Origin of the sequence: Bradyrhizobium sp. CCGB20 (assembly GCF_024199855.1) — a bacterium.
GTDB lineage: Bacteria > Pseudomonadota > Alphaproteobacteria > Rhizobiales > Xanthobacteraceae > Bradyrhizobium.
Window position 1 is genome coordinate 3581096 of sequence record NZ_JANADN010000001.1, and the last position, 17392, is coordinate 3598487.

15 protein-coding genes are annotated in these 17392 nt (G+C 64.0%); 6 read left to right on the top strand and 9 right to left on the bottom strand.

Going from position 1 to position 17392, the window contains the following annotated elements; all coding sequences use genetic code 11:
* Positions 1–533: 533 nt before the first annotated feature.
* Positions 534–1241 carry a helix-turn-helix domain-containing protein gene (locus NLM15_RS16335; protein ID WP_254118089.1) on the top strand — a complete coding sequence of 236 codons (708 nt, stop codon included), beginning with the start codon at positions 534–536 and terminating at the stop codon, positions 1239–1241.
* On the top strand, positions 1238–1447 hold the full coding sequence (locus NLM15_RS16340; protein WP_254118090.1) for a hypothetical protein: 210 nt from the start codon (positions 1238–1240) through the stop codon (positions 1445–1447). Before NLM15_RS16335 ends, NLM15_RS16340 begins: the two co-directional genes overlap by 4 nt.
* Before the next feature lie 83 nt (positions 1448–1530).
* On the opposite strand, the gene NLM15_RS16345 is transcribed toward NLM15_RS16340, so the two are convergent.
* Positions 1531–1881 carry a RidA family protein gene (locus tag NLM15_RS16345; RefSeq protein WP_254124256.1) on the bottom strand — a complete coding sequence of 117 codons (351 nt, stop codon included), beginning with the start codon at positions 1879–1881 and terminating at the stop codon, positions 1531–1533.
* Positions 1882–1981: 100 nt separating this feature from the next.
* A complete protein-coding gene (locus tag NLM15_RS16350) occupies positions 1982–3490 on the bottom strand; it encodes an MFS transporter (protein WP_254124257.1) in 1509 nt (502 codons plus the stop codon).
* Between the two features lie 218 nt (positions 3491–3708).
* On the opposite strand from NLM15_RS16350, the gene NLM15_RS16355 reads away from it, so the two are divergent.
* Positions 3709–4563, top strand: coding sequence for a LysR family transcriptional regulator (locus NLM15_RS16355; protein WP_254118091.1), 855 nt, complete (start codon positions 3709–3711; stop codon positions 4561–4563).
* Between the two features lie 66 nt (positions 4564–4629).
* Here NLM15_RS16355 and NLM15_RS16360 read toward each other — a convergent pair whose 3' ends face one another.
* The 5 genes from NLM15_RS16360 to NLM15_RS16380 form a co-directional block, all read right to left on the bottom strand.
* Positions 4630–5178, bottom strand: coding sequence for a thioesterase family protein (locus NLM15_RS16360; RefSeq protein WP_254118092.1), 549 nt, complete (start codon positions 5176–5178; stop codon positions 4630–4632).
* Positions 5179–5459: 281 nt separating this feature from the next.
* Entirely contained in the window at positions 5460–6077 is a 618-nt protein-coding gene (locus NLM15_RS16365; RefSeq protein WP_254118093.1) for a HupE/UreJ family protein, read from the bottom strand.
* Positions 6074–6679: a HupE/UreJ family protein gene (locus tag NLM15_RS16370; protein WP_254118094.1), complete on the bottom strand. Its 606-nt coding sequence runs from the start codon at positions 6677–6679 to the stop codon at positions 6074–6076. The genes NLM15_RS16365 and NLM15_RS16370 overlap by 4 nt, the downstream gene beginning before the upstream one ends.
* A 16-nt stretch (positions 6680–6695) precedes the next feature.
* Positions 6696–7688, bottom strand: coding sequence for a HupE/UreJ family protein (locus tag NLM15_RS16375; RefSeq protein WP_254118095.1), 993 nt, complete (start codon positions 7686–7688; stop codon positions 6696–6698).
* Positions 7685–8584 carry a peptidyl-prolyl cis-trans isomerase gene (locus tag NLM15_RS16380; RefSeq protein ID WP_254118096.1) on the bottom strand — a complete coding sequence of 300 codons (900 nt, stop codon included), beginning with the start codon at positions 8582–8584 and terminating at the stop codon, positions 7685–7687. The genes NLM15_RS16375 and NLM15_RS16380 overlap by 4 nt, the downstream gene beginning before the upstream one ends.
* A 285-nt stretch (positions 8585–8869) precedes the next feature.
* Between NLM15_RS16380 and NLM15_RS16385 the strand changes: the two genes are divergently transcribed.
* From NLM15_RS16385 to NLM15_RS16395, 3 genes are all read left to right on the top strand, one after another.
* Positions 8870–10879 (top strand): hypothetical protein, encoded by a 2010-nt coding sequence (locus NLM15_RS16385; protein WP_254118097.1) that lies wholly within the window; start codon positions 8870–8872, stop codon positions 10877–10879.
* 90 nt (positions 10880–10969) lie between these two features.
* Complete coding sequence (locus NLM15_RS16390; protein WP_254118098.1) at positions 10970–11311, top strand: hypothetical protein; 342 nt, start codon at positions 10970–10972, stop codon at positions 11309–11311.
* 102 nt (positions 11312–11413) lie between these two features.
* Entirely contained in the window at positions 11414–12037 is a 624-nt protein-coding gene (locus tag NLM15_RS16395) for a putative 2OG-Fe(II) oxygenase (RefSeq protein WP_254118099.1), read from the top strand.
* 9 nt (positions 12038–12046) lie between these two features.
* On the opposite strand, the gene NLM15_RS16400 is transcribed toward NLM15_RS16395, so the two are convergent.
* Both NLM15_RS16400 and NLM15_RS16405 read right to left on the bottom strand, forming a co-directional pair.
* Positions 12047–14752: a spermidine synthase gene (locus NLM15_RS16400; RefSeq protein ID WP_254118100.1), complete on the bottom strand. Its 2706-nt coding sequence runs from the start codon at positions 14750–14752 to the stop codon at positions 12047–12049.
* A gap of 134 nt (positions 14753–14886) precedes the next feature.
* Positions 14887–17082 carry a TonB-dependent receptor gene (locus tag NLM15_RS16405; RefSeq protein WP_375166838.1) on the bottom strand — a complete coding sequence of 732 codons (2196 nt, stop codon included), beginning with the start codon at positions 17080–17082 and terminating at the stop codon, positions 14887–14889.
* Between the last annotated feature and the right edge of the window lie 310 nt (positions 17083–17392).

Below are 17392 nucleotides of genomic sequence, written 5' to 3' on the forward strand. Positions count from 1 at the left end.
TTGTCGCTCTGGTCATCTCTGGTCACGTTGATGCCGCGATTTGATCGTGCCCACAACATGCGGCAACATGATATTCGTGCTCTCTAGAAAGACGTTCCCGCGGTTCAATCCTGCGCGGGTGCCGACCATGCGCATTCCCCGCCAAAACGGGGACGCGCCCTTCCGATCGCCAGCGAGCGCGTCAACTTACCGCAGGGCGAGGCCCGCTTCTCCATCGCGGCGAAAGGGAAGCCCGCGCGGGCCTGCGACCCGCGGTCATACCTAGGTATGACGCGCTCACCCCGAGAACTTATCGATGCACCCGCGCGTAGAATGGAGCGCGGGGATCGCTGAACTACTCTGCTCCCACGACATTCGGACGAGCCAACGGGTTTCGCCGGGTCGAAAACGGGACAAGGAGTTCGACGATGTCGCTACAGATCTCACACCCGCTCAGCGCAAAGAATCATGTCGTCGGCTCGATCGGCGTCTCGGCCATCGATGGCCGGCAGGCCGGGCCTGCGGAACGTCCGGAACGCGCCGGCGAAAAGGCGATGACGCTTTCCCTCGTTCACCTCGATGTTGCTCTGGCCATCGAGACGCCTGCGCCGAACGTGCGGAGATCCGCCGGCGACGGGTCCAGCTTCAGGGTTTCGGCGAAACGCCTGGCGCGCGTCTCCGTCGAGACCGATCGAGAGGCCGGTGCAGGCGAGTTCTCGGACCCGGTGATGCGACGCCTCTCCGATGCACTCGCGGCAACCGAAGTTGCCCACCATCCTCACTCCGCCATCCTAGCGGACGCCTTGCGCCTTGCCATCCTGACCCGCAGGGCCAGCCGCCAGACGGCCGCCGGGCGCAACGAGGCCGACGGCGAGCGATGCCGGTCTGTGCGATCATTGCAAAAATGGCGCCTCAAGCGCGTACTGCAATATGTCGATGAGAATCTGGCTGGCAAGGTCACCTTGCAGCATCTGGCTGCGGTCGCCGGCCTCAGCCGCATGCACTTCGCCGCGCAATTCCGGGTGGCCGTCGGCATGCGGCCCCACGAATATCTGCTGAACCGGCGGATCGAACGCGCTCAGGAACTGCTGAGGCGCGCTGACGTCTCGCTCGTCGACGTCGCCTTGACCGTCGGATTCCAGACACAGGCGCACTTCACGACGGTCTTCAAGCGTTTCGTCGGCGATACCCCATATCAATGGAGGAGCGCTTATCTCGCGCAATTCCTGCCGTTGCCTCGCGCCGAAGTGAGACCGTCATGAGCAGCGTTGGCATTCAGGTCCTAGTGCTGCCGCTGGCTGGCATTCACTTGGTGATGACGTACCATGAATTCACGGGCTTGCTGGAGGTCGCCCGTGTTCTCGGCAATTCCTATCGCCAGGCGTCTTCAGATCCGGGATCGGGCGCTCTCTATGGCCGATTCATCTTCAATTTCTGCCGAACCATCGTGACGGTTGTCGCGCGATAGGCTCTGGCAGATCAGTACGTTGCTGCTGATGCCAGCATTTGCATGCGTGTTCGTGACGGCTGCTTTCAGCCAGGCTCGTGTCGTTAGGGTCGAGCCGCAATGACGGTCATCTCGAGCTTGACGCCCGGACCGAGATCGGCCGCGCCGATTGCGGCGCGCGCCGGCAGATGAGCTTCTGGAAAGTGCGCCTTCCAGGCCGCATTGAAGTCCGCCTTCTCCTTCAGGTCGGTCATGTAGATGGTCACCTGCAAGACGTTGGCCAGATCGGAGCCGAGGGTCTTCAGCAATTGCGCCAACTGCCCGAGGACGTCGTTTGCCTGGCCCGCCATATCGAGGCTCGTGTCCTCAGGGACGATTCCACCGATGTAAAGCACGCCATTATGCTCGACCACTTCGTGGAGCAGACCTTCGTAGGGCAGGACGCGCTTGATCATGATGAAACCGATGTTGCTTCGAGAATGGTGGCCATATTGCACGTTTCGATCATCAATACGAGGCCCTGCACCTCGCATTGTCTTCCGGGTTGCGTTGCGATCATGTGGAGGAGCGCGGAACACAGCAGGGCTCATTCCCGCTTCGAGACTGGCGCTGCCGCGCATGGCTTCCTCTTGCGATCACAAAGCTCGCCAGCGCCATGATCCAGACGGAAAGCCCCCCATAGAGCATCACCAGCCTGAAGCCGTGGATCAGCGCATCCCGCACGGCGGCGTCTGCCCCCGGCAGGATGCTTAGCTCCGGGATATCAGCTACGTGGCCGGTACCGCCGGCGATCCGGTCCGCGAGATATTGCAGGCGGCTGGCGTCGAGCGCACCGGGAAATGCGCTGCTCAACCGGGAGGAAATGCCGGCGATCAGGATGAAACCCATGAGGGCGATGTTGATCGCCAGGGAGATCATGCGCGCGCTCATGTCGATGCCCGATGCCATGCCGGCTCGCGTGCTCGACACGGCACTCGTCGTGACGTTGGTGACCGGCGTGTTGGTGAGGGCAAGGCCGACGCCCGCAAGCAGGCATCCGGGCGCCAGCGTCAGCCAGGTGACACGTTCGACGCCGCTGCCGGCCCACATCAGCATGAAGCCGAAGCCAATGACGAACAGGCCAAGCGGAATGGCGATGCCGCCTCCGAACCTCAGCAATATCCGTTCGCCGAGTGGCGGAATCACAAGCGTCGGAAGCGTGTAAGTGAGAAGCGCGAGACCTGCTGCGACATTGTCGTAACCTAGCGCGTTGCGGAAGAAGATAGGCAGGTAGATCATGAAGGACCAGAAACTGAAGTTCATGCCGGCCGATCCGAGCAGCGCGCCCGAAAAGGCGCGTATCCGAAACACGGAGAAATCGAACATCGGATGGGCACTGCGCAGCTCCACCAGCACGAAGGCCATGAAGCTCAGGACGGCTGTCCCGATGATCGCAAGGCCGGTCGTGCCGGTGAAGCCGAAGCTGCGGCCTTCCGTGATATAGAAGGCAACGCAGAATACCGACGTCGAGAGGGTCACGATGCCCCCGATGTCGAGATGCTTTGCCTCCGGATCGCGCGATTCCCGTACGCCCGTTACGGCAAGCGCGATCGTGACGACCGCGATGAATGCGTGGATCAGGAAGACCCATTGCCAGCCGGAGGCCGCAACGATCGCCGCGCCGATGATCGGGCCGAAGCCAAGCCCGATCCCGAAGATGATGCCCCAGGCCGCGAACGCCCGTGCGCGCTCCGGTCCCTCCTGGAACTGATGGGAGAGAACGGCGACCTGGCAGATCAGCATGGCGCCACCACTCATGCCCTGAAGGAAGCGGCTCACGATAAGGACGAGGGCGTCCTGCGCCAGGCCGCAAATCAGGGAGGCAAGGCCGAACACGGCGATGCTGACCACGAACACCCGCTTTCGGCCATAGCGATCGGCCAGCGTGCCCGTGGCCATCAGCACCGTCGTGACCGCGATGGTGTAGGCATTCATGATCCATTGCAGCTGCTGGAAATTTGCGTGCAGCACCGTCTCCAGGGTCGGCAGGATCGTCGGCACGCTGGAGATCTCCAGGCCGAACATGAGGGACGCGAGGCACGCTGCGGCACGTCGTGATGGTGAAGCCGTCAAGGTCGTGACCTCCAAACGTGATGCCGATTGCCGGCGCACGCGACATCGGTCGCTCCGGGATTGGTTTCCCGTGCGCCAGGTCGCGTCAGGCAGGGCGAACATAGGGGGCCCTTGACCACAACAAAATCCGATCAATATAGATTTCAGAGACAACAAAGCTGGATGATGGAATGCTCTCGCTCGATGTCGATGCCGTCAGGGCTTTTGTGATGGTGGCTGACCTCCACAGTTTTACGCGCGCCGCCGAGGCTCTCGGCACCACCCAAGGTGCGATCAGCGTGAAGCTGAAGCGGCTCGAGGATCGCGTCGGCCATCGATTGCTCGAACGCACGCCGCGTTCGGTGCGGCTGTCGGCGCAGGGGGCCGCCTTTCTGCAAGGTGCGCGGGAGCTCATCGCGGCTCACGAACGCGCGATTGCGGGATTGAACGCACCTCCGCGCCATTTCGGCCTCGGGATTGCCGCGCATGTTGCAGGGCCGGAAGTCCCAGCCCTGCTGTCACGGCTTCACGCTCACGATCCGAATTTGACCATCGAGGTTCAGCTCGACAATTCGCGCAACCTCATCGATCTGTTCGATCAGGGGCGGCTCGACGCGGCCATCGTCCAACGCGAGGACGATCGCCGCGATGGCGAGACACTGGCGCATGAGCGGTTCGGCTGGTTTGCGGCGCAAGGGTTCGAGCACAGGCAGGGAGAGCCCTTGCGTCTCGCCGCGCTGGCTCCGACCTGCGGCGTCCGCAACATCGCCACGCAGGCGTTGGATGCGGCAGGCATCAAATGGACCGAGGTGTTCTTGGGCGGGGGCTCCTCGGCCGTCCATGCCGCCGTCGTGGCGGGGCTTGCCATCGCGCCGCTGTCATATCGGATCGCACCGGCTGGCACGATCGACATCGGAGAAAAGCTTGGACTTCCCAGGCTGCCACCGTCCGAGGTCGTGCTTCATTCGTCTTTGACCGATCGGCGGTCACGCGCTGCGCTGGGAGAGTTGGCAGCGGCGTTCCGCGAGCACCGCACAAGGGCGTGAGCCTTGCCGTCTTACTTGGCAAGAGCGCATGTTTCAACGATCGACGAATCGACAGTTTCGTCACGCCTAGGCGAGATGTGCCTCCCGGCGGGAGAGCATATCCCTGAAGGAGGCGCTCACCGGCACCGACTGGTGGGTTCTCTGATCGGTGTTGACCCAAACGATCTCGCCGCTCGTGTAGAGCTCATCCGTTGCCTTGCCGAAAATGCCCAGCTCGAAGGTCACGCTGGAGCGGCCGAGTTTTGCCACCCGCACGCCAACGTCGATCTCCTGGTCGAATAGTACGGGGGCCTTGAATTCGACAAACGCGCGCACAGCGTGGAAATCGATGCCGGTTGCCTGTGTGTCGGCAAACAGGTCGTGGCCGAGGGCGCGGAAGTACTCGGTGATCGCCGTGTCGAAATACGTCAGGTAGTGAGCGTTGAACACCACCTTCTGACCATCGACCTCGGAGTAACGCACGCGAAAAGGGTGGAAGAACCAGAAGTCTGATCGTTGCATCTTGATCACCGCTCCATGTTGTTCTGATCGATTTCGCCTGTTGGGGTTTTGGTAGCCGTTCTCCCATTGCGGCGCACAGCCGTCAGCTTCACACGCCTGTGTCAATTCCGCCATGATTAGCGGGGGGAGACTGCCTTGACAATGTGATCGGCAGCCGGCGGCCGCTAGCGTGGTTGCCACCCAGGATGACTGCTCGTCGTCGGCATACCGACAAGAGCGGGATCAATGACGCGGGTGGAGCAGGCAGGCGTCGAGAACCGCGCCCTGATCGTGTTGCAATATGCCGCCGAGAAGAAGGGTTTCAGCAGACACGCCGTGCTCTCGGTCTCTGCTTATCCGCGACCACGATGTGCAGCACGTCCGCGGCGTATATGGCAGGATTCTGCCCAGCTTCCTCACGAAGCAAAAACAAGGCTCGCCATCATCAGGCCGATCGCCGCGATCCAGCCTCCAAGTGCACGAACGGCGATGGTTCGCCAAGATGCTGCGCCGTCCGAACGCGTTCGCTCGAATAAGGCTGTCAGCGCCATCGTCAGTGTGATGACTCCGTACCCCGCACAAGCCAACCCTGCCGCAAACAGCAGCCGGTCCGTTTCAGGCCCGAGGTCCGCGCCGTTCGCAGCGCCCCGTACTACGGCGACTGCGAAGGCAATTGCGCACAGCAGGAATGTGGGAACTTGCACAGCTGCCGCAAGCAGCATGCCTATCACGAGCATCATTGTCGCGTCTGCCAGCTGTGCGGAAGCCGCACCGAATACGTGTCCAAGAGGCAACCCGACCAGCAGTCCAAGCGGAAACACGGGGATAAGCCAGCGCCCCTTGGGAGCTCCAAGCGCACCGGCCAAGATGCCGGTCGCCGTCCAGAGAACGACATCCGGAAGATCGGTGAGGGGATGAGATGCACCCATGTAGAAGTCGCCGAGGCGGGCCGCGACGATATGCGCCTCGGCCGCATTCGCGCCGGTGAGCAGCATCGCTGCGGTCATCAATACCCGTGCGGAATTCAGTTTCATGCGAGGGCTCCGAGTCCCTGCGCGAGGAAGTAGCAGCCAATTCCCGCGATGCCGGCCCCAAGTCCCTGAATGACACGCTCGCCGGCGGGCCAGCGCGTCAACGTGCCGATGATGATGCCGCACAGATGCAAGAGGCCGGTGGCGGTGACAAAGCCGATGCCGTAGGCCAACGCATTCGCCGCGCGTGGAAGCTCGGCTCCGTGCGCGTGACCGTGAAAGATCGCGAAGACCGCGACGACGAGCGCGGCAGCGGCAAACGGCAGTCGCAGTCGGGCGGCGACGGCCACCCCCAGGATCACGGCCGAAACGGCAATCATCGCCTCCGGCATCGGAAGCGGGACATGCAGCACGCCCAGCACCCCGCCGATCGCCATGACGAGCGGGAACGTGATCGGCAGGACCCAGATTGCCGGCGCGCCGAGCTGCGCGCCCCAGATCCCGACGGCCACCATTGCGATCAGATGGTCGATGCCCGTGACCGGATGCAGCAGGCCGCTGACGAGGCCGCCCGCCACGCCAGCCTGCTCGTGCGCGAGAGCCGGCTGCGTCAGTGCTAACGAGACGATCGCGGCCGTGAGGGCTCGGGGGATATATAAAGGCATTGCTTGGGACTCTCGCTCAGATCGCCGCGAACACGCGCGCAAGTCGGCCGAAGAACCAGAACATCGACACCGACCCGATGAGATAGGCTGGAAGGGCCTCGCCCCAGCGCGGCATGACGGCGTCGAGCCGTCGGTGCGCCCAGACCAACGCGAGCACGAGCAGTACGAAGGCCAGCTGTCCGATCTCCACGCCGATGTTGAAGAACAGCAACGCTGCGGGAAGGAGGCGGCGTTCGAGCCCAAGTCCGGCCAGCGCGCCTGCGAAGCCGATGCCGTGAACCAGGCCGAAGGTGAATGCGACGATCCAGGGATAGCGGGCGGTGAGCCCGGTCTCGCCGCGCTGCTGCTTGACGATTTCGACGCCGACGAATGCGATGCTCAATGCGATGCAGGCGTTGAGCGGGCGTTCCGGCACGCCGATCAGGCCGAAGGCTGCCGCGGCAAGCGAGGCGCTGTGTCCGATCGTGAAGGCCGTGATCGTCTTCACCAGACGCCAGCCGCCGCCGACGATCCAGATCAGGCCGAGCACGAATAACAGGTGATCGGCGCCGAGCAGAATGTGATCGATTCCGTAGTTCACGTAGGTCGTGGCCAGCTCGACCCACGCCTCGAGGGTCGGGGCGCCGGTGCCGAGGACGGAGACGACGGGATTGGCCGTCGAGATCGTATAGCTGCGCGGCTCGCCCTCGATCGGGATGACCTTGATCAGGACGACCGACATGTTGGAGCCGAGATTGGAGATGGTGATCGAACCAACCAGACCCTTCTGGCCGCAATTCATCTCGGGCAGGCGAAGAAAGCAGTGGGGCGGCACCCGCAGATCGACCCGGGATGCGCCGATCGAGGGTTCTATGCTCCAGCGGCCGACGAATGCGCCGGGCCGGACCTCGCGGAATTCCAGCACGCCCATCGCCGCTTCATGCGCACTGAGCGCCGAGGGACGGATGAGCGCGGCTAAAGCCAGAGTCAGTGTCAGCAGTGCCAATCGCAGATATCGGATCGTGCTCACTGCTCGTACCGCACTTGATAGGACGCCTTGAGCCGCTTGACCGCTTCCCAGGCGAGCTTGCGAGTTTCTTCCGTATGCCAGATACGGGCCGCCTCATCGCGGACCTTGCCGAGACTGGCGAGAGTCCCCGGCCGCCGGGAATCCAGCCGGGCGACATGCCAGCCGTCCTTGGATTGCAGCAGCTTCCATTCCCCCTCCGGCATTTTCAGCAGGCCATCACGGAAATCATCGCCGAAGGAGGCGGCGAGACTCGCGACCGGCCGGGCGAGGATGGCGCGCGTGAGATTCTGCAACTCCTCGGCTTCGCGCTGCTGGACGATGTCCTCGAGCTGGCGCTGTGCCGTGGCCTGATCCGTCGGCGGAGTGATGTAAAACGACACGCGCTCCGGCTCGTCGAAGCGGGCGTGATTTTCCGCGAACCATGCCTGTAGCTGCTCGTCCGTAGGACGCGGGACGCGTATCTGGTCGAAGATCAGCAATTGCATCTTGTAAGCGATCCGATCGCGGATCGTCTCGTCGCCGCGGTCCACGGCGAGTGTCTTGCCTTCGCGGTAGAGGATCTCGCTCGCGACCCAGCTGTCGATCATCTTCTGGAGCTGGTCGCTGGAAGGGGCGCGCTCCTTGTCCTCGTCGAAATTGTCGATGAAAGACTGACGCATCGCCTTGGTGACGGTGATGACCTTTTCGTCCTTGGCGGGCGGATGCATGACGGCGTCGATGCCGAAGATGATCGCTCCAAGCAGCGCGAAATGCAACAGCGGTTCGCGTGCCATGCGCATGGCTGCAAAGCTGATCGATCGCGACGGCTGCATCGCGGCGTCGGAGCCGTGATCCGAGGATGCCGTGCGCGATGTTGGAAAGGACTGCACTTCGGTTGGTGTGGCTTGCATCGACATCTAAGTGTCACAAATTCTCGCGGCACGCGTGGGTACGCGCCTTATGCGACAGCGCCGTTCTTCTGTCATCTGCAAACATTCGTGCCGCGCAAAAATCAGGCGGGCGAGACGCCGACCGATCGGGCCACGCCGATCATCACATAAAACCTTCATGAAGTTGTATCGGAACTCTGGTCTCTATCGCACCGTAGGGAATGTGTTCGGCGCGATGGGGCGGCAGCTCGTTGCCCGTCACGGTTCACGAATTTGCGAAGCTAAGACCTAGAAGCAAGACAGGGGCGATAGATGTTTCCGACCACCAAGACCATCTTGTTGACCGCAGCGTCGGCATCGTTGGCGCTGACTCAGAGCGCGACGGCCGAGGAGTGGGGGCGCGGCGAGCGCCGCGGCAATCCTTATGTCGCCGGTGACATGCACAATCACAACACCTGCACGGACGGTTCTGTGGCGGCCGGCTACACCATCGATCGTGCGGTCGGGCGCGGCACCGCGTCCGCGGGCGGCAACAATTTCGATCTGGACTGGTTCACGCTCGGCAATCACGGCGGTTCCGGCAATCGCGACTGTCGCTTCAGCGACACCAGCGCCAATCTTCCGGGACAGACCACGACGACCTGGAGCCAGACGCTCGGCCAGACCATCGACGGAATCACCATCAGCAGCCTGAAGGGTACCCCGAACGGTACTGGCACCGGTGCGCAGATGTGGCGCTGGCAGTCGATCCGCGAGATCGAGTATCCGACCATCGTCGATCGTACGGCGAAGTACGACAAGGTGCTGATCGAAGGTCTCGAGTGGATCGCGCCCGGCCATGAGCACGTCGACGTTGCCGTCATCACCGGCCAACACCCGACACACCCGCGGAAGGGGCCGGGCAATGCGGACAAGATGGCGGAATTCGAATACCGCTTCGATCGCGCCGACACCGATGCGATCGGTCCGGTCATCGACGCCAGCGGCAATCAGCTCTGGCCGGGCAAGGACAACGTCAACAATACGGGCACTGCGGGCCACCAGAAGGCGCTCACCGGCGTCAAGTGGCTGCAGGCGAACTATCCGCTGCAATCCTACATCATCCCGACTCACACCGAGCGCCAGGGGCCGTTCAGCGCGACCGCGAACAAGGGCTACAACATCGAGCACTTCCGCGACTTCAACAATGCGGGCCCGACGGTTGCCTTCGGCATCGAATCGCCCGGTCACTTCGCTGAAGGCGGCGCCAGCGGCGGCTCCGGCTCGTACACCCCGACCGCGGTCGGCGGCGGCACCTACGGCATGAGCGGCATCTACACCGCGAAGGTCGGCGGCCTCTGGGACGGCCTGCTCGGCGAAGGCCGCAACTTCTTCATGTATGTGAGCTCCGACTGGCACAGCCGCGGTGCGGGTGGCGCGCGCGACTCCTTCACGACCGCCGATTTCATTCCCGGCGAGTACACCAAGCTGTACGTTCCGAATGCGGGACGGTTCTCGTCGCAGCACGTCATCGACGGCATGCGTTCGGGCAATTCGTACTCGGTTAACGCGGACCTCATCGGTCCGGATATGGTGTTCCGCGCCAAGACGCGCGGCGACGACTGGAAGACCATGGGCGAGACGCTGGTCGTGCGGCCCGGCGAGAAGATCACGGTCGAGATGGAAATGACCATCCCGAAGGAGAACAACAGCCCCTACAGCTTCGATAACCCGCTGCTGGTGCCGGTGGGAATCAAGCAACCCCTCAACAAGCCGACGCTCGACCACGTCGATCTGATCACCGGTCAGATCACGGGCGTCGTTGCGCCTGATGCGCCCAACTATGCGGTGGCGAACGCCGCGGGCACGGCCGGCGCGGCGATCGTGTACAATTCGTCGGCGACCATCGCCCGGCAGATCTCCGCGGAGCAGATGAAGCGCGAACATCGCGGAGACCGCGACGGCGTGCGGCTGAAGTTCACGACGACGTTTGTCGCCGGCACCAAGCCGTTCTACATCCGTGCGCGCGGAACCAACATCCCGAACGGCACCCCGAACGTCTCCGACACCGCCGGCAATCCGCTGCTCGACGCCAACAACGCGCAGGTCAGCTGCGTCGATCCGGCGTGCCCGGCGCATCTGGAGACGGTGAATGGCGCCAAGAAGGTGACCCACGACGTTCAGGCCTATTCGAACGTCTGGTTCTACGCCAACCCGATCTTCATCCGGCCGGAAGGTTCGCCGAAACTTCTGGTCGAGACCAATGCCGAGCTGGCGCGCAAGCTCGGACAGCGGGCCGACAACGACCACGATCACGACGATCATCATCACGACCACCACTGACGTGATGTGAGGCCATCCGGCGGGACGCACCGATCGGTGCGTCCCGCCGTACTCGTTTTGAAGCGGGCTCATGCCCGGCACACGACTGACATGCATCTGTTCCGTATCACCTTCTGCGCACTGAGCTTGCTCGCTGGTATCGGCTGCGGTGTGGCCGCCCCCGCGGCCGCTGTCCCGGTCTCGGACGAGCCGACCCGGGAAGACTGCAACGCTGCGGTTGCGGAGGCGCGCGCATTGGCGACCACGTTGCCGGCCGAACATCTCTCGCGTTACTTTGCCGAACGGCATTTGCTTCAGGCCCTGGTCGAAGCCGGCAACGGCGAGTTCGACGAATGCCTCGACATGGCCGCGCGTGCGTCTGACGAGGTGCGCGAACGGCGGCACGAGCTCCGGCCGGGGGAGAGGCTGAAAGTTCTCGGGGCCGACGAGTAGCAGAGCCTGAGAATTTTGGAGATCCTCCACGCTGTCATCGCAGCGTCATCTTTGCCCGGGCATTGTCGGCCCGCGTTTCAAGAAATAGGTCAACGTTGCGACATGGATCAGATTGAGCCGCTTTTCCCGATTCCCCTGCTGCGCTCGCCGGGGCTGCTTCCGCCCTCGCTGAACGAAGCCGCTGTGGCGGCCATCCGCAACACCCGGATCGAGGGCAATCTGCGCTCGGGTCAGCTCTTCCACACCGAGGTTGCCGACCCTCGCGATAACGAGCTGTTTCGCCAGATCGCCGAGCTTACGGTTCCGAAGCTGGTTGATTTCGGCGTCCTTCTGTTCGGCGAGAAGCTGCGCTGGACCGTGAAGGAGATGTGGACCAACATGCTCGAGACCGGCGGCAACCAGACACTTCATTCGCACGCCAATAGTTTCGTCTCGGGCATAATTTATCTGACGCCCTCGCATCCGGCCTGCAAGACGGTCTTCGTGCGGCCGCCCGGCGGATCCGACTTCTCCTTCCGGCATCACACGCGAAGCGCCGCCATCGGGCCCTTCAATGCCGGCAAGTACGTCCTGCCGGAGGCCGAACCCGGCGATCTCGTGCTTTTTCCCAGCTACCTCTACCACGAGGTGCCGAGGAACCAGGGCGAGCAGAGAATTACGATCGCCTTCAACGCCATTCCCGATCATCTCGACTGCTGGGGCTATCGCGTCAACTTCGCGCCCTAAGGCGGTCGATCACTCGTTTCTCAGGCCGAATTCACGAAGCAGCAGGTCCCTTGCCTCGCGGCGCGACGGCGCCGCCTCGTTGACCTTGCGCAGCAGGCGTGCGGCGGCCGCGCGGTCCGAGCCGAGCAGGGATCGCGCCATCCCCATCAGCGGTCCATAGGCCGGATCGAACTCGGCGCTGAGGCGAAGCGCGTCGATCAGGCCCGGCGATGCTGCTTCGATCAACGCGGCTCCGCGCGGTTCGCCCGGCAAGGACGCGCCAGCTTCGAGAAAGCGGTTGCGTGCGGCCCAATAGGCGTTGAGGCGCGCACCCAGCGCCTCGCGCTCGGCTGCGCGCGCGAGGAGCTCATTCGGATCCGGTCGAATGTCTTTCGTGACGGCAAGCAGCAATGACCAGGGGGCCGCCGTGAGCGCGCGGACATTTCGCCGGGCATCGAAAGTCACGAACGGATAATCGTCCGTGTTGCGCGGGCCATCGCCTGCGAACGTGGAGAGAGGTTGCGGGCCTGCCAGATATTGGCCGAGGAGATCGATCGGGGCCGCGAACCCCAGCGGGCGAACGACGGATGCGGTCGCGGGATCACGAAGCCGCGCAGCGAGCGCATTGATATCGAGATGGCCGCCATCCCTGGTGCCAACGAGCGCCAGCATCGGTGTACGGACACTGTAGTGATTGAGCCAGGCCGAGCCGTCGGGATAGACGTCGAGAAAGCCGCGGACGATCGCGCGCAGGGAGGGCAGATCGAGCTGGTACAGCGGCAGCCATTGGCAAAAGATCCCTCCGGGCGCCAGCCTGCGTTTCACCGCTCCGAAATGCTCGACCGTGTAGAGCGCGCCGCTGCCGTCGAGTGCGGGATGAAACAGGTCGGCGATGATCACGTCATGTTGGCTCGTATCCGCAGCGACGTAGCGGCGAGCATCCGCCACGGTCACCCGCGGCACTGACGTCGGCGTCGGATTGACGAACCAGGGCAGCAGCTCCACCACTTCGCGGGAGAGTTCGACACCGAGCACGCTGACGCCTGGCATCTGCGCCCCGCCGACCATGGTGGCGCCGGTGCCGATGCCCAGGAACAGGGCGTGGCGCGGGGCTTCGTGGAGCAGCAGTGGCAACATCGCCTGGCGGTAATCGGATCGCGTCGAGCTCGTTCCACCCATGCGGAAGTGGCCGTTGACCTCGAGGTAGCGCGTACCTGAGGCGTCATCGACGACGCTCGCCGTCGCCATCGGCCCTTCACGGACCGCAAGCAGCGCTCCGCCCGACGGCACGCGCGTCAACGATGGCGCAGGATTGAGCCACAGCACGAGCGCAGAGATCGCCGGAGCAGCGGACCACAGCAGCGCCGATCGGCCGGGCGGCAGCAGCAGCAGATAGCCCAGCGCAATGGCAAGCAGTGCCGTCCATGCGCCAAGGGCGGGGATCAGGAATTGCGCCGCCACCAACGGCGCGATGCAGGCGCCAAGACTGTTGATGCCGACCGCAGATCCGACGGAGCCGCGCCGATCGCTCACCCGTTGCGCCAGCAGGCCGAACAATGCGCCCATTACGGCTGCGGGCAACAGGAACAGCACGATCGCCACCGCCAGCTCGCCGAATAAATCCGCATTGGCTGCGGTCTCGACCAGGCGGCCCGCATAGGGAACGAGCACCGCGGTTGCGATGCAGGCGAACGCCGTCGCTGCGAGCAGGCCGCGGAGATTTCCATCGTTCGCATCTCGCCCGGTCCGCTGCCATAGCAGGCTCCCCGCCGCGGTGCCGAGCAGATAGGCGGCCAACAGTCCAGCGAACGTGTAGACGGTGTCCTCCATTACCTGTGCAGCGAGCCTGACCACGAGGACCTCGAAGGATATTCCCAGCAGTCCAGTGGCAAACAAGGTGATCGTGAGCCGCAGGTCGCGAATTCGTTCCGGCCGCCGTTCCTCGGCAGCGGCCTTGCCCGCCGCCGATCCGAGCACGAGTGTGCCGAGGGCGCAGAACGCGTTGACGCCAACGAGGCAGAGCAGCGTTCCCGAAAATCCGAGCGCCGGGATCAGGAGAAATGTGGAAGCGAGTGTGCCGGCCAGAGCTCCAGCCGTATTCGCTCCGTACACGCCTGCCGTGACGCGGGCCTCGCCGCGCGTGTCCCGCATCATCCGCTCTAGGGCGGCCAGGGTCCCGCCCATGGCCATCGTTGCAGGCAGCAGCACGAGGGTCGGCAGCGCCAGGCTGCCGGCCCAGAGCAGGGCAGCAGACGGTTCGGTGCCGAGCAGGGGGGACAGCGCGCGACCGGCTGAAGGCAGCAGCCAGACACTGATCAGGCCCCAAACGGCGATCACCGCTTCAAGCATCGCATAGACGCGCCATGGCGATTTCGAGCGGCGGATCGACCGATCGAGCACGAACGCGCCCAGTGCCAGACCGCCGAAGAACCCGGCAATGACTCCGAGCACCGCCATCATCTCGGTGCCCAGGGCAAGGCTCAACTGGCGCGTCCAGACGATCTCGTAGCCCAGCCCCGCAAAGCCCGACGCGGTCACGATCGGGAGGAGGGCCCAGGCGCGGTTTGCGGCCTGACGGGCGCGCGCCGGCGCGGCCCCGTTCTGAGCTGCGCCCGCGAACCGGTCTGCCGAGGCGATCGCGATGCTGTCCGGCTCAGATTGCATTCCCCTCACTCCTGTTTCGAACGCGACCGGCTGTGCGGGGCAAGCCGAGATCCCCGCGATCGCATGTTGCATCGGTCGAGCCGGCGTTCTCGGCCGATCAGAACATCCGCTCTATGTCAGGTTTTTTCAGTATTTGTGACGGTCGCGGGCGGCCTTGGCGTCAAGGCTGGTCGGAGTAGCCCATTGAGGCCGCAAGCCCGCTGCGATCAGAATCTCGCCGCCACGGTCAGCCGCACCGCGAGGGGCTCGGCCGGATGGACGTGGCGATCAGCAACGCCCTCGATGGGCTCTCCCGGCAGTCGCGACAGATAATAATATTCGATCTGGTTGGTCTGGGCGTTGAAGAGGTTGAGCACGTCGAGCTGCACCCGCAGGCCATTGTCGAACTTGTACCCGGCGCGCGCATTGAAGATCAGCGACGACCGCGAGCGGACGCTGTCGTCTTCAATGAGAGGACGCGGACCGAAATAGCGCGCCTTCAGCGCGCCGAACCAGCCGGTGTCGCCGCCCAGCGTGATCGCGCTGCTGGCAACCCACGCCGGCGCGCCGGGAATGCGGGCCCCGGCAGGGTCGAAATCGGTGAAGCGCGCGTGGGTCTGGGCGACGTCGAGATCGACCGTCATCCACGGCAGCGGCTTGTACTGGTTCGTCCACTCCACGCCGACACGGCGGCTGGGCCGGCTCGGCTCCGTCGTGCCCGCGTCCCCGACGAACAACAGCTCCGAGTCGAAGTCGAGCACGAATATTGCCAGCGAGCTGGTGAGCCCCTCGATCGGCCTGGTGCGGATGCCGAGCTCGGCGCCGCGAGAGCGCACAAGCAGCGGCACGCGGTCAAGCGGGGTTACCTTGTCATTGGGATCGACCGTGATCGTTGCGCCGCGGATATCGTTACTGTGCAGGCCGTAGCCGGCATTGCCGTAGAACTCGGTCTTGTACCAGGGACCGAGCACGATCCCGGCCTTCGGGCTCGCCATCGACGCCTGGGCATTGCCTGAATTCTCCGGCGCATCGCTGAAGACGTGTCCGGCGAAAAAATCTTCGCGTATCCCGACAGTGGTATGCAGCCAGTCGTTCCAGTGCGTGGTCGTATCGGTCCAGAGGCCGATATTGCCCTCCTGCACGCGGTCATCGCGGACGGTCGAGAGCCATGCGCGCTGCTCCGTCTTGAACAGCCCGACATGGATATCGTCATAGCGGCTCTGCACGCCGGCGCGGGTTTGCGATTCAAGGCCGGCGAAGCGCCAGTCGAACGTGTGCCGCGCGTCGAAGCCGCCGAGGGTGCGACCGTCGAGCTGGCTGAACTGATCGCCGTTGACGGGGTTATCGAGAAAATAGGTGAAGTTGTTGAAGAGCCGCAGGTCGGAGCGCACGACATAGGCGCTGACATTGGTCTGTCCGTAGGAGCTTGACTGTGCCCAGTTGCCCGACAGGCTGAAACGGCTGGAGGTGCCGCCATCGCTCGGATCGAGCGAGCCGAGGCGGGTGATCAAGCCCTGGTCGATCGCGCGCTGCGGGACCTGGTCAGTCGAGTTCCAGCCGTTGGAATAAGCCATCGCCGTCAGCGTCAGGCCGTCGGTCGCGGTTCCCTGGCTGTAGCGCAGGACGCCGTTGAGCTTGCGGACATCGTCCGGCACGTCCCATGGCCCATCATATTTGACCGCCTCGACCGCCGCCAGCAGCGTGCCACTGCCAACCGGGTTCGATCCCGCGGCCAACGCGCGGCGATAGCCGAAGCTGCCAAAGGTCATCTCCGCGATGTTGTTCGGCAGCTTGTTGACGTAGCTGATCGCCAGGGCGCCAGCGGACGCGAAGTCGCCTTGATCGGCGAAATACGGCCCCTTGCGGACGTCGACAAACTGGATCAGCTCGGGGATCAGGAAATTGATGTCGGCGTAGCCTTGCCCATGCCCATGGGTCGGCATGTTGACGGGCATCCCGTCGACCTTGATCGCAAGATCAGTGCCGTGATCGAGATTGAAGCCGCGCAGGAAATACTGATTGGCTTTGCCCTCGCCGGAGTGCTGCGTCACGATCAGGCCCGGCACCACTTCCAGCGCCTCACCGGGCCGCGAGAACGGGACCGCGTTCACTTCCGCGCCGCTGATGCGGACTGCGCTGGCGGCGGTCGGCTGCAACGCGGGCGACGCGGTGGCCGCGGCACCGGTCGCACCACTGCCCCCGGTCGGACTGTCCGTGCGAGCGGCGGTCTGGTTGCGCGAATTCCCGCTTTTCGGCGGTCGTTTGCGGGCGTGCCGTTTGGGATGCTGATCGTCCGGCGCCGCAACGGCGATCGGCGGAAGCTCGCCAGGCGCGCCCGCGCCGCGCTCGTGAGCCGCTGCCGGAAGTGCGCACAGGGTGGATGATGCGACGGCGGAAATCACCCGCAACACGACCCCGCGCACCACCACGTCTCCACTCGACAACCAGTTTCAGCAAACCACCCTATAACGGGCGAGTATGACGATCCAGCAACAATATCATACTCGCGCCCGACGGGCCGTCGAGAGGCTGCGGAGTGCCGGATCGCAATAGGCCGTGGAAACATCAAAGGGGTGGCCGTCGCTTCGCACAGATGTCACACGGCGGGCCGATAAGCCTTACTCTCCTTGGCGCTGTGCTCGCCGAGCCCCGCTTGCCGCGAATGCAGGCTGCCGGCTTTTCCCGACCGCGAGTCCTGCGTTGCTGTGAACTAACCGATGACGAGGGACATGA

Coding starts and splice junctions, on each gene's coding strand:
- NLM15_RS16335 (WP_254118089.1), top strand. CDS start 534: ATGACGCTTTCCCTCGTTCACCTCGATGTTGCTCTGGCCATCGAGACG.
- NLM15_RS16340 (WP_254118090.1), top strand. CDS start 1,238: ATGAGCAGCGTTGGCATTCAGGTCCTAGTGCTGCCGCTGGCTGGCATT.
- NLM15_RS16345 (WP_254124256.1), bottom strand. CDS start 1,881: ATGATCAAGCGCGTCCTGCCCTACGAAGGTCTGCTCCACGAAGTGGTC.
- NLM15_RS16350 (WP_254124257.1), bottom strand. CDS start 3,490: ATGTTCGGCCTGGAGATCTCCAGCGTGCCGACGATCCTGCCGACCCTG.
- NLM15_RS16355 (WP_254118091.1), top strand. CDS start 3,709: ATGCTCTCGCTCGATGTCGATGCCGTCAGGGCTTTTGTGATGGTGGCT.
- NLM15_RS16360 (WP_254118092.1), bottom strand. CDS start 5,178: ATGGCGGAATTGACACAGGCGTGTGAAGCTGACGGCTGTGCGCCGCAA.
- NLM15_RS16365 (WP_254118093.1), bottom strand. CDS start 6,077: ATGAAACTGAATTCCGCACGGGTATTGATGACCGCAGCGATGCTGCTC.
- NLM15_RS16370 (WP_254118094.1), bottom strand. CDS start 6,679: ATGCCTTTATATATCCCCCGAGCCCTCACGGCCGCGATCGTCTCGTTA.
- NLM15_RS16380 (WP_254118096.1), bottom strand. CDS start 8,584: ATGTCGATGCAAGCCACACCAACCGAAGTGCAGTCCTTTCCAACATCG.
- NLM15_RS16385 (WP_254118097.1), top strand. CDS start 8,870: ATGTTTCCGACCACCAAGACCATCTTGTTGACCGCAGCGTCGGCATCG.
- NLM15_RS16390 (WP_254118098.1), top strand. CDS start 10,970: ATGCATCTGTTCCGTATCACCTTCTGCGCACTGAGCTTGCTCGCTGGT.
- NLM15_RS16395 (WP_254118099.1), top strand. CDS start 11,414: ATGGATCAGATTGAGCCGCTTTTCCCGATTCCCCTGCTGCGCTCGCCG.
- NLM15_RS16400 (WP_254118100.1), bottom strand. CDS start 14,752: ATGCAACATGCGATCGCGGGGATCTCGGCTTGCCCCGCACAGCCGGTC.